This is a genomic window from Flavobacterium sp. 90 (assembly GCF_004339525.1).
Taxonomy (GTDB): Bacteria; Bacteroidota; Bacteroidia; order Flavobacteriales; family Flavobacteriaceae; genus Flavobacterium.
Window position 1 is genome coordinate 1502893 of sequence record NZ_SMGE01000001.1, and the last position, 16040, is coordinate 1518932.

Here is a 16040-nt window from a genome sequence, read left to right on the forward strand (position 1 = left end):
AGTTATTCTATCCCATAGGGATTACATATTGGTAGAAAAAAAAAACACCCAGTAAATATTGTCCCGTCAGGGACTACACATGACATCCGACAAAGATTGGTAATTTTCTTTGCGGAGTTATTTGCGAAGATTTCTCCTCCGTCGAAATTGTAAAGGTTAATTATTTCGGTAACGGATTTATCATTTCGATTGGTTTCTTTCCATCAATACCTTGATGTGGTCTTTCATGATTATAATAATATAGATATTGCAATAATTCTTCTTTTAATTCTTCATGAGAATCAAAATCTGTATCTCTCAATAAATCATCTTCCAGAGTTCTCCAAAAGCGTTCAACTTTACCATTGGTTTGTGGTCTGTATGGTTTTGTATACCTGTGCACAATTCCTAGTTCCATTAGCATTCTCTCAAAAGGATGATTGTTTTTTACTTTGCTTGTTTTAGGTCCAAATTCAGCTCCATTATCAGATAATATCTCTTCAAATTTTATTTCATAATGATCACTTAGGATGTTTAAACATTTCAATGCCGCAAACATAACTGTTAAACTGGTGATATCAGAAACTAATTCAGCCCAGGCAATTCGACTGTAATCATCTATTACACAAACTAAATAGCGATTTTTATTTTCCCCTTTAATTATACTTTTGCTCAAATAATGACAATCAATATGACCAAGTTGTCCCATTCTTTCCTTGATTATTTTTTGATGATTCTTTTTAATCTTCGGAGTTAATCTATTTATTTTATTGCGTTTTAAAATATTATAAACTCCAGAATATGATGGTGTATGCTTTCCTAATGTGGGTCTTAAGATACTAACAATTTCATATTTGTTGTTTCCTTTTTCTCGTAATTCAATTACTTTTTGCTCTATAAAAGGCAAAGGACGTCTGGTTTTATATTTAGGCCCTCTTTTTTGGGGTAATAAATCAATGGATTTCCCACTTTGTTTAAAGCGATTATAATACTTTAAAAAACTCTTTCGGCACGTATTATTTGCTGCATAAAAATCCAGTGCTTTTTTATACAAAGGATGAGTTTTATTTTTTACTTGTTCATATTCTTTTATTAAAAAACGATACTTCTCTAAATAGTTCCGCTCTAAAGTGGAATCCTGACTATTATTTCTCATTGTAACAAAATTTATTAAAGTTAAATTTTGTTACCGAAATATCTAACATCTACAGAAATGACAAGATTACCGAAAAGCTTTGCGGAGATCTTTGTCAAAGTTTTAAACTTTGACAAAGATTGGCGCACATAATAAAACTCGGATGTACAACAATATTATCATTTCCATAAATGACAAACTAAACAAAAACCTTCTTATGAAAACGACTGCCCTAGCCCCGATAGAAGTGGAAATCCTTTTGTGGCGGGGTTCGCCACAAAAGATTGTAATGAATAGCGGGATTAGCTCCTAAAAAAAATATTTTATTGTAAAACCCTAAATAATACTTTTCTCCATCAAAAAACACGCAGGGAAAATTATCCATTACATAGCGTAAATTCTCCATGTTCTAAAATCTGTCATCGTCGCATCTTTGTAGTGTCAAAAGACAAGAACTATAAATAACATAAAAATTAAATAAGATGACACGATTAACAGCTTTAAACCCAGACGAAGTAACAGGAAAAACTAAAGATTTATTCAACGCTGTACAAGCAAAATTAGGTGTTGTACCGAACATGATGAGAACGATGGGAAATTCTCCTGCAGTTCTGGAAGGATATTTGAATTTAAGCGGCGCTTTGAGCCACGGAAAATTAAGCGCAAAAACCGGCGAATTATTAGCCTTAACAGTTTCAGAAACTAATTCATGCGATTATTGTGTAGCTGCTCACACTTTTATTGGGGAAAAATTATTAAAAACAGATCCACAAGTTTTGCAAGATGCAAGAACAGGAAATTCTGGAGATACAAAAACGGAAGCTATTCTTCAATTTGCTAAAACATTAGTTAGCAAAAATGGTTTAGTAAGCAACGAAGATGTACAAGCAATTAAAAATGCAGGAGCATCTGAAGCTGAAATTGCAGAAACTATAGCGCATGTAGCACTGAATGTTTTAACGAACTATTTCAACAATACTGCGAATACAGAAATTGATTTTCCTGCGGTTCCAAGTTTAGAACTTCAAAAATAATTCAAACAAAAAACAATATTTAAAGATAGTTGTGAATTTATTCATAACTATCTTTATGCTTTCAAAAAACAGGTATTATGAGCAATCAGAATGTTTTTACGTTGATAAATCCGCAAACCGGAAATCTGGCTTTCAAACTACTTCCGTTTGGTGACAACAGTCATTTTGATCATTTGCAACGCAATAATTTTTTCTCTTTAATTTGGGTTACCAAAGGAAAAGGAAAGGTAAAAGCTGATTTTGCCGAACATCATTTTGAAGAAAATTCACTCCTCGCCTTTTCACCTTATCAGCCTTTTATGCTTTGTGTTAACGAACCAATTGAAGGAATTGCGATTCACTTTCATCCGGATTTTTATTGCATACATATGCACCAAAAAGAGGTTTCTTGCAGTGGCGTTTTGTTTAATAACGTCTATCAACCGCCATTTGTTAAAATTACTGATGAAGCTTCTGCTACTTTTAAAATGGTTTTGGAACAGATGAAAGCAGAAATTCAAAACTCTGATTTGGCACAATATGAATCGCTGGTTTCTTATTTAAAGATATTTTTGATTACAGCTTCTCGATTAAAAAATCAGCAATTGGAAGAAATGAAATCAATTCCAAATACTAAAGAACCTTTTATACTTCAAAATCTAAAAGACGCTATTGAAGACAATTTCAAAACCAAACATTCAGCCGGAAACTATGCAGAAATGCTGAATATTTCAGCGAAAGCCTTAGCTAAAATATCTAAAAATTATTTCAATAAAACTTTAACGGATTTAATTGCCGAAAGAATCATAATTGAAGCCAAAAGAGAATTATACATGACCAACAAAACGGTCAAAGAAATCGCCTATGAATTAGGTTATGATGACGAACATTACTTTAGCAGATTTTTTAAAACAAATGCCGATGTTTCGCCACAATTGTATCGAGAAACAGTAGGATTTGGAAAAATGGAAGCTTAGTTTTTATTTTTAGCTTCAATCCATTTTGACATGTATTTGGTGCTTTTTAAAGTATGATGCTGAAGCAGACTTCCCATAAAATTATGCAAACGATGACTTTCGGAATCATTCAGTAATGAATTGATTTTTGCTACTAAAGCTGTCGAATATTTACTTAATTGATAACATTCGTTTACAATTGCAACACCATTTTTTTGAGATTGTTTCCACAAATTTTCGTCGTGATATAAGTCAACTGCTTTTTTGGCAAACGTCTCAACATCATCGGTGACGAAACCATTCCAAGGTAAATTTGCATGCATTGCTTCAGAACCAATTGTAGTTGTCATACTTGGCGTTCCGCATTGCATCGCTTCCAGCAACTTACCTTTTAAACCGGCACCAAATCTAATTGGCGCAAGCACAACTCTGGCTTTTTTAACGACTTCATTTGCGTCCTTGGCTCTTCCCATAATTAAGAAACCATTTTTCGTCTGATGTAATTGCAGCACTTTCTGTGAAGGATAAGCGCCATAAACTTCCAAAACTGCCTCTGGAAATTGCTTTTTGATTATTGGCCAAATCATTTCTTTTAGATGTTGAACGGTATTCCAATTGGGTTCATGGAGAAAATTTCCGATGAAAACAAAATTCTTACGTTCTTCAAATAAAGGTAATTTCAGAAGATCTAATTCAGACATTTCATAAACCAAAAACGGCAAATAATACAGTAAATCTGAATCGATTTTAAAAACTTCTTTTAAGATTTTCATTTCAAATTCCGAAATAATAAAAGACAAATCACATCTTAAAATACTCGCAATTTCGCGTTTTGCAACTTCTTCAGATAACAAATCAGTATATTCAAAAGTTCTGTTTTCTTTAAACGCTTTTTGTCGTGCTATTCTTAAAGAGTGTAAATCCTCAGTATCTAATATTCGAATTGCTTTTGGACATTTTTCGGCGACACGCCAGCCAAATTGCTCTTCGATCATGAAACGATCAAATAAAACAACATCTGGATTTAGTTCTAAAATGAAATCATCAAAACTGGAATTATTCAATTCAATTGACTTTTTCTCTATTCCAAATTCAGTCAAATCAACCATAAAATCACTATCCAAAGCCGGACTCGCAAACGTGATTTCAAATTTGTTTTGTTTGAAAATGGAAATTAATTGCATCATTCTTCCACCAGCCGCAGACGAATTTGGTTCGGGCCAGACAAAACCAATAATTAACAGTTTTTTTGCTTGATTCATTTTTGTTGTTTTCGCTATACAAAATAATGCTTTTTTACGCTCATTTGCACAATATTTCCTGATTTTTGGTCAGAAAAATGACTAATTTTGCATATTACAAATTTTTGATAAATTATGTTAGGATTAAAATTAGCTACAGACCCGCGTTGGGTAAATATTGTGGAGTCGAATATCGAAGAGATTTTAACAGATCACGCTTGGTGTGAGCAAAAAGCAGCTTCAAATGCAATAAGTTTAGTTACTTACAATTCTGAATTAGAAGAATTAGTAACAGAAATGCTTGTGATTGCAAGAGAAGAATTAGAGCATTTGCAAATGGTGCATGATATTATCAAAAAAAGAGGTTTGACATTGGGACGCGAAAGAAAAGATCATTATGTAAATGAGCTTTTTAAATTCATGAAGAAAGACGGAAGCCGTAAAGACGCACTTTGTGATCGTTTATTGTTCTCAGCAATGATCGAAGCCAGAAGTTGTGAGCGTTTTAAAGTACTTTCAGAAAATATAAAAGACGAAGAATTGGCAAAATTCTATCGTGATTTAATGATTTCTGAAGCAGGACATTATACTACTTTTTTAGGATTTGCAAGAAAATATACCGACAATATAGATATTGATAAACGCTGGAAAGAATGGATTGAATACGAAGGTTCTATTATTACCAATTACGGAAAAAGCGAAACCGTACACGGATAATATCCTTTTTTAATTCGATTTTCATTTTTACCTATAAAACCACAATTTGTTATGTCTGCAAACAAAACTAAGTCCATTTTATTAAAAACGGCTAAATATTTAGGAATCACTTTTGTTGTTATTATAGGATTACTATTCCTTACTCCTATTGTTTTTGCTGATAAAATTAAGGAGCAAATCAAGAAAACGGCAAATGAAAAACTTAGTGCAGAATTAAATTATTCTGATGTTTCTGTTTCGTTTTTTCAGCATTTTCCTTCTCTGACTTTAACTTTAAGTGATTTAAATCTTAACGGATCTGCTCCATATACAAATGAAAAATTCATCACTGCAAAAGAAGTTTCTTTTGGAATAAATGTAGCAAGTTTAGTTTTTAGCAAAGAGGTAAAAATCGACCAGATTTACTTGTCTAATTCCTTCATTAACGTAAAAGTAAATGAAAAAGGTGAAGCAAACTACAACATTTACAAATCATCTTCTCAAGCCGAAACTTCTAAAGATAGCTCTGAAACTGCTTTGAAACTGGAAAAAATCGAGATATTAAACAGCAAAATAATCTACGATGACAAATCTACTAAAGTTCATTTTGACGCTTTTGGATTTGATTATTTAGGAAAAGGAGATTTAAACCAAGCTGTTTTTGACTTGTATTCAAAAGCCAAAATTGAAAAATTAAATATTGTTTACGAAGGTGAACCTTATTTAATGAACAAAAAAGTTGACGCTGATTTGATTACCAAAGTAAACGTAAACTCATTATCTTTCTTTTTTGAACAAAATAACTTAAAAATCAATCAGCTTTTAGTAGATTTTAAAGGAAAATTCAACTTCCTGAAAGACGGTTATAATATGGATTTTGTCATAAAATCAGACAACAGTGATTTGCATGATGTTTTTACTGCTTTTCCACCAAAATATATTACCTGGCTTTCTAAAACCGAATTAAAAGGAAATACTAATTTACTTTTTACCTTAAAAGGAGATTATATTGCATCACAAAAAATAGCACCAGATCTTAATCTGGATGTAAAAATAGACAGCGGATTTGTCAATTATAACAAAAGTGCTTTTCCGGTTTCTAATCTTAATTTAGAAGTTAAAACAACGGTTCCTTCCTTAAATCCGGATCTCGCAATTGTTGATGCCAAAAATCTGTCTTTAAACATCAATAAAGATTATTTAAAATCGAAATTCTACGTAAAAGGAGTGAATACTCCGGATATTAATGCTGATTTTAAAGCTAATATTGATCTTGGAAAATTAATGCAGGCACTTGGGATTCCAAATGTTGTATTGAAAGGAAATTTAGCCGGAGATGTAAAAGCAAATGGAATATTTGATCCGAAAAAGAAAATCCTCCCAGTTACAAATGGAGTTATCAATTTGGAAAATGGCTATTTAAAAACTCCTTATTATCCAAATCCAATCACAAATATTACCATAAAATCTAAGATTGAGAATCAAAAAGGAACTTTTGCAGATCTAAAAGTTAGCCTGAAACCAACTCAATTTACCTTTGAAGGAAAACCTGTTTTTGTTGAAGCTGATCTTAGCAACTTCAACGATTTAACTTATGATATTAAGGCAAAAGGAGAATTAGACGTTAATAAAATCTATAAAGTTTTCTCTCAAAAAGGACTTGATCTTGATGGTTTCGTAAAAGCCGATTTAGTTTTGAAAGGCAAACAAAGTGACGCCGAAAAAGGAAATTATCGCAAACTTTACAACAAAGGAACTCTTGAACTTCGAAACATTGGTATAGCATCAGAATATCTTCCAAAGAAATTCGTGATTAAAGAAGGTATATTTAAAATCAATCAGGATAAAATGTCATTCAATAACTTTTTGGCTGCTTATGGCCAATCAGATTTCAAAATGAATGGTTACTTACAAAACGTTTTTAACTATATAACTACTAATACAGGAGTTTTAAGAGGTTCTTTTAAAGTTACATCACGATATATTAATGTTGATGAATTTATGTCAAGCACTCCGGCAAATACTTCTGTTACAGAAACAAAAACAGAAATTCAACCGCAGGCTCAACCTGTACAAAAAGGAGTTATTATTATCCCAGCCAATTTGAATTTGAATTTTACAGCAAATGCTCAAAAAGTAAATTTTGACAAATTAAATCTTCAAAATGCTGTTGGAAATCTAAGCATGAACAAAGGAAAATTGAGCATGCAAAACACTGGTTTTAATTTAATTGGTTGTGCTGTTTCTATGAATGCTAATTATCAGGCTGTAACGCCTAAAAAAGCAAATTTCGATTACGCCGTTAAAGCTTCTGATTTTGACATCAAGAGAGCCTATAATGAGATTGAGGTTTTTAGAAAAATGGCAAGCGCTGCCGAAAAAGCACAAGGAATTGTTTCTGTAGATTATCAATTAAAAGGTCGTTTAAACGCAAATATGGATCCCGTTTATCCATCACTTGTTGGCGGCGGAACTCTTTCTGTGAAAGACGTAAAAGTAAGAGGACTAAAAATGTTTAGTGCGGTAAGTAAAGAAACCAATACCGAATCTATAAAAAATCCTGATGTATCAAAAGTTGACATAAAAACTACAATCAAGAACAATATAATTACCGTAGAACGCTTTAAATTTAAATTTGCAGGCTTTAGACCAAGAATCGAAGGAACAACAAGTTTAGACGGAAAACTGAACTTAAAAATGCGTTTAGGCTTACCTCCTCTTGGAATATTCGGAATTCCTTTAACTGTTACAGGAACTCAAAATAGTCCAAAAGTAAAAGTCGGAAGAAAAACTAATGATTTAGAAGAGACAAAAGATACTGAGGAATAAAAGAAAAGCCTGTTCATAACGAACAGGCTTTTTTATTTTAAGTCACAACACAAATCACTTGTTAAACAAACAAAGTTCCAGAAACATACAAAATACCTTTTGCTAATAACCACAATAAAGCTGCCATTCCTAAAAATCCCCAAGTCCAGGTATTACTTCTTTTCCAACTGAAGAAAAACGTCGGGATTTCCCAGTATTTAATCACGATAAAAATACTTACTCCAATTAGTGAAGCCCAGATCATTTCAGCCGAACGAATCTGAAAACTATAAAACAAAACTGCCACAAAAAAGAGAGTTGCTACGAATGACAAATAATAGTAATTCTTATAATTCCGTTTATAATTATCCTTAAGCGACAACAGCAAAAATGATATAATTAGTAAGCTCGTCAAAGCTGTTATTACATAAGAGAAAATCACATTCTGCTGCCAAATAAGAAAACCATCAATGATTAACGCCAAAACAACACAGGCTGCGAGCGAATAAACACTTCTTTCGATAAAAGCATCTTTCTCTTTATATGGTATAAGAATTGGATACATATATTTCTCTAAAATTCTCCAAAAAGGCAAAGCACAAATTGCCGCCATTGCAGCTACAACAATTTCATAATTATACAGAGTATCTCCCGGAATTTTATACAAAAGATAAAACAGAGCCAAAGTAACAATAATAGCAGGCAGACAAATTGTTTTTACAGTCTCCCATTTATCATTTCCCCAGAAATTATTCTTTATTTCAAAAATATATTTCTGCACTAAATACTTGCGTGTAAAAATCGCTGTCGATTGACTCCATAACAAAAACAAACCAGTATGAATCACTATAGTACGCAATGTCATTTCCTCTATAAAACATCCCCAAACAACACATGCAATACCTATTAATAATAGCTCATACGTTAATAAAATTGCAGAAAACAAAAGCCTGAATAAAGGAGCAAACTGTTTTATGAGGATATTTATCAATGAATTCCAATAATTACGTAACAAACCTATTATGGAACAAATTGCAATAAATGCAGCGAGATACAACATCCAATTGGTAAGAGATTGCGTTTGCATCCATAATTGAACAGCAGAATTTTTTACCGGAACATAGACTATATGAGAATTAGCATAAATTTCATTGGCTAATTGATTTCTTACTGTATCATTAATTGCAGTAAACTGATTTTTATGTTTTAGCCAATATACATTTGCATCAGAACCGCTTCTTTGCAAGATGGCAAATTCGTATAAAATCTTTTTCTGAGAATCACTTAAGGATGCCGTTTGTTCTGTAGAATGAATTTCTTTTGCAAACAGATTTGTACAGAAAAGAAATAAAAGGAAAACTATTTTTTTCAAAATTTGAGTAGATTAATCCATCCAAAAATACAAATAATACAGTGGAAAAAATTAAAATTCCAAATTCCAATAACAAAAACGCTTATGTGTATTTCAAAAAAGAAAACCGATTTATCCTTTCGGTTAAAATAACAAAAACAAGATACCAACCCTAAATGTTGTGACGAAATATAAAAACCAAACTAAGTACTTATTTTTTACCGCAAAAAGCGCAAAGATTTTTACCTAAGAATACTTCTAAAAAGTACAAAGTTCGCAAAGCTTTGTAATCACTTAGCTTTGCGAACTTTGCCCCTTTTACAAAAGAGAAAAGCAAAAAAACTTAGCGTTCTTTGCGGTAAATTTTTTTTCTCTCTCCATAGGTTTTTGAATTAGTCCAAAACAAACACAACTACACCTACTTTAAACACATAACAAAAGACAGCAAACTTAAATTTTCTTATATAACTTATATGGTTAAACCATAAAAACAAAAAACCCGCTCTTTTCAGAACGGGTTTTGTAATAAGTAGTCTAATGATTATGCTTCGAATGGAAGGATAGATACATAAGATTTGTTATCTTTTTTCTTTTGGAACTTAACAACTCCAGCTACTCTTGCGTGTAGTGTGTGATCTTTACTGATGTAAACGTTTTCACCTGGATTATGTTTTGAACCTCTTTGTCTAACGATGATGTTCCCAGCAATAGCAGCTTGTCCACCAAAAATCTTAACGCCTAAACGTTTTGATTCTGATTCTCTACCATTCTTCGAACTACCGACACCTTTCTTGTGAGCCATGACGTATGAGTTTAAATATTGTTATTATTCTTTAGTAGCTTCTTTTTTTGCTTTTGGAGCTGCTGCTTTTTTTACTTTAGGAGCTTCTACTTCTTCAGTAGCTACTTCTTCTGCCACAACTGCTTTTTTAGCTGCTGCTTTTTTAGTTCCTCCTGCTGCAGTAATACCTTCAATTACAATTTGAGTAAGATATTGTCTGTGACCATTTCTCTTTTTGTATCCTTTTCTTCTTTTCTTTTTGAAAACGATAACTTTATCTCCTTTTAAGTGTTGTAACACTTTAGCTTCTACTGAAGCACCTTCTATAGCTGGGGCGCCTAAAGTTACATTTCCATTATCGTCTAATAAAAGAACTTTGTCAAAAGAAATTTTTGAACCTTCTTCATTAGCCAAACGGTTAACATAAACCTTTAAGTCTTTGCTTACTTTGAATTGTTGCCCTGCTATCTCTACGATTGCATACATACCAAATTGATTTATTGATTTTTAAGGTTGCAAATATACAATTAATAATTTACTGTGCAATCTCTTATTCTAAAAATATTTTTTTCTCTTTAATCTCTGTTTTTCAAGGCATTTCAGGCATTAAAAAAAGTCAATCTGATGTAAAATACTGTTAAAGTACCATCAAAATAGTACAGAATCTCCAAATGATAATAAAAAAAGTTATTTTTGATGTAACGATAACCAACTCTTTGCTACCTACATATTAGGTAATATAAATTATTAATCTTTATGAAAAATTCAATAATGATGTTAAGTGCAGCACTTATGCTCGGCGGAGTAGCTCATGCTCAAAAGGTAGCTTTTGAAGAATACAATTTAGATAACGGTATGCATGTTATTTTGCATAACGATCCATCGGCTCCAGTTGTGATAACCTCAGTAATGTATCACGTAGGTTCAAAAGATGAGCGTCCTGATCGTACAGGCTTTGCGCATTTCTTTGAGCATTTATTATTTGAAGGAACAGAAAATATAAAACGTGGTGAATGGATGAAAATCGTTACTGCCAACGGAGGTGTAAATAATGCCAACACAACAGACGACAGAACATATTATTATGAAGTTTTTCCATCAAACAGTTTAGAACTTGGTTTATGGATGGAATCTGAGCGATTAATGCATCCTGTAATTAATAAAATTGGAGTTGAGACTCAAAATGAAGTTGTCAAAGAAGAAAAAAGAATGCGTTACGACAATCAGCCTTACGGGAATATCCTTCCTGAGGTGAAAAAGAACATGTTCAAAAATCACCCGTATCGATGGACAACTATCGGTTCTATGAAAGATCTTGATGCAGCAACTCTGGAAGAATTTAAAGCTTTCAATAAAAAGTTTTATACTCCAAATAATGCTGTTTTAGTAGTTGCAGGAGATTTCGACAAAACCAAAACTAAAGAATGGATTCAGAAATATTTTGCTACAATCCCAAGAGGTGAAGATGTCAAAAAACAAACTTTTGTTGAAGAACCAATTAATCAAACTATAAAAGCAACTTACGAAGATCCGAATATTCAGATTCCAATGATTGTTGCTTCTTATAGAACGCCTTCAATGAAAACGAGAGATGCAAGAGTTCTTGATTTAATCTCTTCTTATTTAAGTGATGGAAAAAGTTCTAAATTGTACAAAAAAATAGTTGACGACAAAAAAATGGCGCTTCAAATTGGTGCTGTTGGATTTAGTCAGGAAGATTACGGAATGTACATTTTGTATGGTTTGCCAATGGCTCCAAACACTACAGCAGACATTTTGAAAGAAATGGACGAAGAAATCGTAAAAATCCAAACCGATTTGATTTCTGAAAAAGATTACCAAAAATTACAAAACAAATTCGATAATAATTTTGTGAATGCAAATGCAAGCGTTGAAGGAATTGCTGAAAACCTGGCTTCTTATTATTTACTTTATGGAGATGTAAATCTTATTAATACTGAGATTGATCTTTACCACTCTATTACAAGAGAAGAAATTAGAGAAGTAGCCAAAAAGTATTTAAATCCTAACCAACGTTTAATTTTAGATTACATTCCATCAACTAAAGCTCAAAACTAAGTCTATCGAATCATGAAAAAAATACATACATTTTTAATCCTTTTATTCCTGACTGGAATTATGCAAGCACAAGATCGACCACAACCAAAACCTGGAAATTCACCCGTAGTCAACATCAAAAAACCGCAAACTTTTGTTTTGGCAAACGGCATGAAAGTTTTGGTAGTTGAAAATCATAAATTACCTCGTGTAAGCTTCAATCTTACTTTAGACAACGCTCCTTTTACAGAAGGAAACAAAAAAGGTGTTGATGAATTAACAAGTAGTCTAATTGGTAACGGAACTAAAAAAACCACGAAAGAAGCTTTCAACGAAGAGATCGACTTTTATGGCGCAAGCATCAATTTCACCTCTTCTGGTGCTTATGCAAGTTCACTTTCTAAATATTCAGGACGTGTTTTAGAGCTTTTAGCCGAAGGTGCTTTACAGCCAAATTTTACTCAAACAGAATTTGACAAAGAAAAAGCAAAACTACTTGAAGGGCTTAAAGCCGATGAAAAAAGCGTTCCTGCAATTGCAAATCGTGTTGTTGATGTTCTTGCCTTTGGAAAAAATAATCCATCAGGAGAATATATTTCTGAAGAAACTGTAAAAAATGTTACTCTTACAGATGTTCAGACAAATTATGCAACATATTTTGTACCTGAAAACGCTTATTTAGTTGTTATTGGAGATATTAAATTCAAAGAAACAAAAGCTGCAGTAGAAAAACTTTTTGGAGGTTGGAAAAAACAATCTGCTCCAAAAAACACTTATCCAAATCCGGAGAACGTATCTAAACTTCAAATTGATTTTGTAGATGTTCCAAATGCGGTTCAATCTGAAATTTCATTGGTTAATACTGTGAATTTAAAAATGAGCGATCCTGATTTTTTCCCTGCCGTAATTGCAAATCAAATTTTAGGAGGAGATTTCAATAGTTATTTAAATATGAATTTACGCGAACAACACGCCTGGACATACGGCGCAAGTTCAAGCATTGGAACTGGAAAATATACGACTAAATTCAAAGCTTCATCTGCTGTTAGAAATACTGTTACTGATAGTGCTGTTGTTCAATTTATAAAAGAAATCAAAAGAATCAGAACTGAAAAAGTTTCTGAAGATGTTCTAAAAAATGTAAAAGCCGGATACATTGGCCGATTTGTAATGCAGGTCGAAAAACCACAAACTGTTGCTCGTTACGCTTTAAACATTGAAACAGAAAAACTTCCTGCTGATTTCTACGAAAAGTACATTCAAACTATAAACAATGTTACTGCTGATGATATTCTTCGTGTAGCCAACAAATATTTCTTATTAGATAATATGAGAATTGTGATTGTTGGAAAAGGTTCTGATGTTATTGCTGGTTTAGAAAAAACTCAAGTTCCGATTTTCTACTTTGACAGATTCGGAAATTCGGTTGAAAAACCCGCTACTACAAAAGAAGTTCCTGCTGGAGTTACCGCAAAAACTGTTTTTGAAAATTACCTAAAAGCAATTGGTGGAGAAAAAGCAGTTTCGACTGTAAAAACACTAGCAATGAACGGTTCAACAACGATTCCACAAGCTCCAACTCCTTTGTCTTTTACGTCTAAATTAGATTCTAAAGGAAAAATGATGGTTTCTCTCGCTATGGGAACAATGAATTTAATGAAGCAAGTTGTTAACGAAAAAGGCGCTTATATTGAACAACAAGGACAACGCAAAAACCTTGAAGGTGCTGATCTTGCCGAAATGAAAGCAAGCGCTGCTCCATTTGAGGAATTACAACTTGTAAAAAGAACAGACTTAAAAGTAGACAGAATCGAGCCTGTAAATGGTAACGACGCTTATGCTATAAAAGAAGGCAAAACGACTTATTTCTACGATGTAAAATCAGGATTAAAAGTAGCCGAATCTAAAGTTCGTGAACAAGCCGGAAAATCAACTACACAAATAACAAACTTCAATGATTATAAAGAAGTAAAAGGCATAAAAGTTCCTTTTAATATCGTTCAAAATGTAGGTTTTGAATTAGATATTAAAATGTCTGATATTAAGATCAACGAAGGAGTTTCTGAAGCAGATTTTTTGTAGAACAGGTTCTGAGGTACTGAGATTCTAAGTTACTAAGACTTTTAGAAGCTTTGTCAAAGTTTTCAACTTTGACAAAGCTTTTTTTATACTCACTTTTGTCATTTCGACAGAGGAGAAATCACACGTGTAACTCGACAAAGATTGGCGATTTTGCATGCGGAATTTCTATTGTGATTTACTTCGTCTGTTCGCTATCGCTCGAGTCTCCTCTGTCGAAATGACAAGATTGGGTTTACATTGGAAATGATGGATTGAAATCCATCTCTACAATATATTTTGTTCCTGCGGAACTGCTAAAAATCCATGGCTTACTTTGCGTGCTTCTAACATAAACAATAAAGGCTATCAATTACGACAGCCTTTATTGTTTAATCATTCAACATTTAAATAAGGATTTAGAATTTCGGCTAATTCATTTAACCAATAAAAGCCGTTTTCGAGGTTTCTTTTATCAATTTCCAGCGTTTCACATTCTCGCATTAAACTCAAAACAAGCAAATAATTTACTTGCCGGATTGTCTTTGCCATAAACTTAGCATCGACAGAATTGTTGAAAAAATCTGTCAATCTCAATTCTGCTTCTTTTGAAAGGGTGTTTGTACTCATAATTCTTAACTTTAGGGAAAATAAAACCCGCATAGCTAAGGTGTCCTACGCTGTTAAGAAAGCGTTACGGTTGTTTCCAATACCGCCACCATACCACACGGGTAAATCTTTTTTCTGAATTCATAATCTTAACTTTTAGGATTACGAAGATACCTAAAAAAGAATGAAAATGACTACAAAAGTATTTTATTATACAAATAGATTAACAATTCTATTTAGCACAAATTCTTGACAATGTTTATTTTGTTGAATAACCGAGAAACAACAAACTTAACGAAAATATCTGTATGAAAATGATTGCCCTAGCCCCGATAGAAGTGGAAATCCTTTTGTGGCGGGGGTCGCCACAAAAGATTGAAACGGATAGCGGGATTAGCTCCTAAAAAATATTAAAATCCTAAATGATATTTCACAAAAACCATTTCACATCTCACAACAAAAAACTACTTTTTAGCCGACAAATAAACTCCAATCAAAATAATAAACGCTCCAAAAAACTGAATTGGCGTGAGCATTTCGTTATCTAATAATCCCCAGAAAAATGCTACTATCGGAATTAAATATGTTACCGATGTTGCAAAAACCGGCGATGACATTTGTATTAATTTAAAGAACAAAACATTGGCAATTCCGGTTCCTAAAACGCCTAAAATCATTACGAATAAAATAGAATGTTGTGTTGCTTCAAAACTTATTCTTTGCGTAATATCGGTTGTACTTAAGATAATTAAAGCTGGTAAAAGCAAAACAGCAAAATTTCCTGTTGTAATACTTAGGGAATTTAAATCGGATAAATATTTCTTGATCAAATTGACATTTATCGCATAACAAAGCGTTGCAATTACAACCAGAATAACATAATAATAATTTTGTCCGGGATGTGATGAAGCTCCGCTTAAAACCAACAATAAACACCCAATTAATCCGACGAAAACTCCCAGAACCTGACGCTTTTGAAATTGGATTCCAAAAACAATAATTCCCAGAACTAAAGTATTTAAAGGCGTAAGCGAATTTAAAATAGCTACGATTGAACTATCAACTTCGGTTTCTGCAATAGCAAAAAGATATGCGGGAGTAAAAGTTCCAAAAAGAGATGTTATCGCAACAAACTTCCATTGGCGTCGCGAAATTTTCTTCAAACTTTTAAAACCTACAATCAACAAAAATAGTGCTGCAAAAATAATTCGGAATGAACCAACCTGTACTGCAGTTAAGCCTACTAATCCTCTTTTGATTAAAATAAAAGAACTTCCCCAGATTAGCGAAAGAACCAATAAATAAGCCCATTTTAATTGCTTTGCATCCATAAATACTATTTTGATGCAAATTTG

13 protein-coding genes are annotated in these 16040 nt (G+C 32.6%); 6 read left to right on the top strand and 7 right to left on the bottom strand.

The features are described from left to right. Positions 1-160: 160 nt before the first annotated feature. Complete coding sequence (locus C8C83_RS06000; protein ID WP_121327018.1) at positions 161-1135, bottom strand: integrase core domain-containing protein; 975 nt, start codon at positions 1133-1135, stop codon at positions 161-163. 461 nt (positions 1136-1596) lie between these two features. Between C8C83_RS06000 and C8C83_RS06005 the strand changes: the two genes are divergently transcribed. Both C8C83_RS06005 and C8C83_RS06010 read left to right on the top strand, forming a co-directional pair. After that, the gene (locus C8C83_RS06005) at positions 1597-2148 is read left to right on the top strand and encodes a carboxymuconolactone decarboxylase family protein (protein ID WP_121327021.1); all 552 of its coding nucleotides are present in this window, start codon (positions 1597-1599) and stop codon (positions 2146-2148) included. A gap of 77 nt (positions 2149-2225) precedes the next feature. Next, positions 2226-3104, top strand: coding sequence for a helix-turn-helix domain-containing protein (locus tag C8C83_RS06010; protein WP_121327024.1), 879 nt, complete (start codon positions 2226-2228; stop codon positions 3102-3104). Here the strand turns inward: C8C83_RS06010 and C8C83_RS06015 are convergent. Next, complete coding sequence (locus tag C8C83_RS06015) at positions 3101-4345, bottom strand: glycosyltransferase (protein WP_132011689.1); 1245 nt, start codon at positions 4343-4345, stop codon at positions 3101-3103. The two genes, C8C83_RS06010 and C8C83_RS06015, sit on opposite strands and share 4 nt — an antisense overlap. Positions 4346-4459: 114 nt before the next feature. Between C8C83_RS06015 and C8C83_RS06020 the strand changes: the two genes are divergently transcribed. Then, positions 4460-5041, top strand: a complete 582-nt coding sequence (locus tag C8C83_RS06020) for a tRNA-(ms[2]io[6]A)-hydroxylase (RefSeq protein ID WP_035685975.1) — start codon at positions 4460-4462, stop codon at positions 5039-5041. A 51-nt stretch (positions 5042-5092) separates the two neighbouring features. Beyond that, positions 5093-7849 (top strand): AsmA-like C-terminal region-containing protein, encoded by a 2757-nt coding sequence (locus tag C8C83_RS06025; RefSeq protein WP_121327027.1) that lies wholly within the window; start codon positions 5093-5095, stop codon positions 7847-7849. A gap of 61 nt (positions 7850-7910) precedes the next feature. Here C8C83_RS06025 and C8C83_RS06030 read toward each other — a convergent pair whose 3' ends face one another. From C8C83_RS06030 to rplU, 3 genes are all read right to left on the bottom strand, one after another. Continuing rightward, positions 7911-9200 (bottom strand): hypothetical protein, encoded by a 1290-nt coding sequence (locus C8C83_RS06030; protein WP_233566012.1) that lies wholly within the window; start codon positions 9198-9200, stop codon positions 7911-7913. 520 nt (positions 9201-9720) lie between these two features. After that, positions 9721-9981, bottom strand: coding sequence for a 50S ribosomal protein L27 (gene rpmA, locus C8C83_RS06035; protein WP_017497241.1), 261 nt, complete (start codon positions 9979-9981; stop codon positions 9721-9723). A 24-nt stretch (positions 9982-10005) separates the two neighbouring features. Continuing rightward, positions 10006-10446 (bottom strand): 50S ribosomal protein L21, encoded by a 441-nt coding sequence (rplU, locus tag C8C83_RS06040; protein ID WP_121327029.1) that lies wholly within the window; start codon positions 10444-10446, stop codon positions 10006-10008. 270 nt (positions 10447-10716) lie between these two features. Here rplU and C8C83_RS06045 point away from each other — a divergent pair, with 270 nt between their 5' ends. Together C8C83_RS06045 and C8C83_RS06050 are read left to right on the top strand one after the other, a co-directional pair. Then, complete coding sequence (locus tag C8C83_RS06045) at positions 10717-12039, top strand: pitrilysin family protein (protein WP_099710651.1); 1323 nt, start codon at positions 10717-10719, stop codon at positions 12037-12039. Positions 12040-12051: 12 nt separating this feature from the next. Beyond that, positions 12052-14100: a pitrilysin family protein gene (locus tag C8C83_RS06050; protein ID WP_233566013.1), complete on the top strand. Its 2049-nt coding sequence runs from the start codon at positions 12052-12054 to the stop codon at positions 14098-14100. 372 nt (positions 14101-14472) lie between these two features. Here C8C83_RS06050 and C8C83_RS06055 read toward each other — a convergent pair whose 3' ends face one another. Continuing rightward, the gene (locus C8C83_RS06055; protein WP_121327035.1) at positions 14473-14706 is read right to left on the bottom strand and encodes a hypothetical protein; all 234 of its coding nucleotides are present in this window, start codon (positions 14704-14706) and stop codon (positions 14473-14475) included. A 443-nt stretch (positions 14707-15149) separates the two neighbouring features. Continuing rightward, on the bottom strand, positions 15150-16016 hold the full coding sequence (locus C8C83_RS06060; RefSeq protein ID WP_121327037.1) for an EamA family transporter: 867 nt from the start codon (positions 16014-16016) through the stop codon (positions 15150-15152). Between the last annotated feature and the right edge of the window lie 24 nt (positions 16017-16040).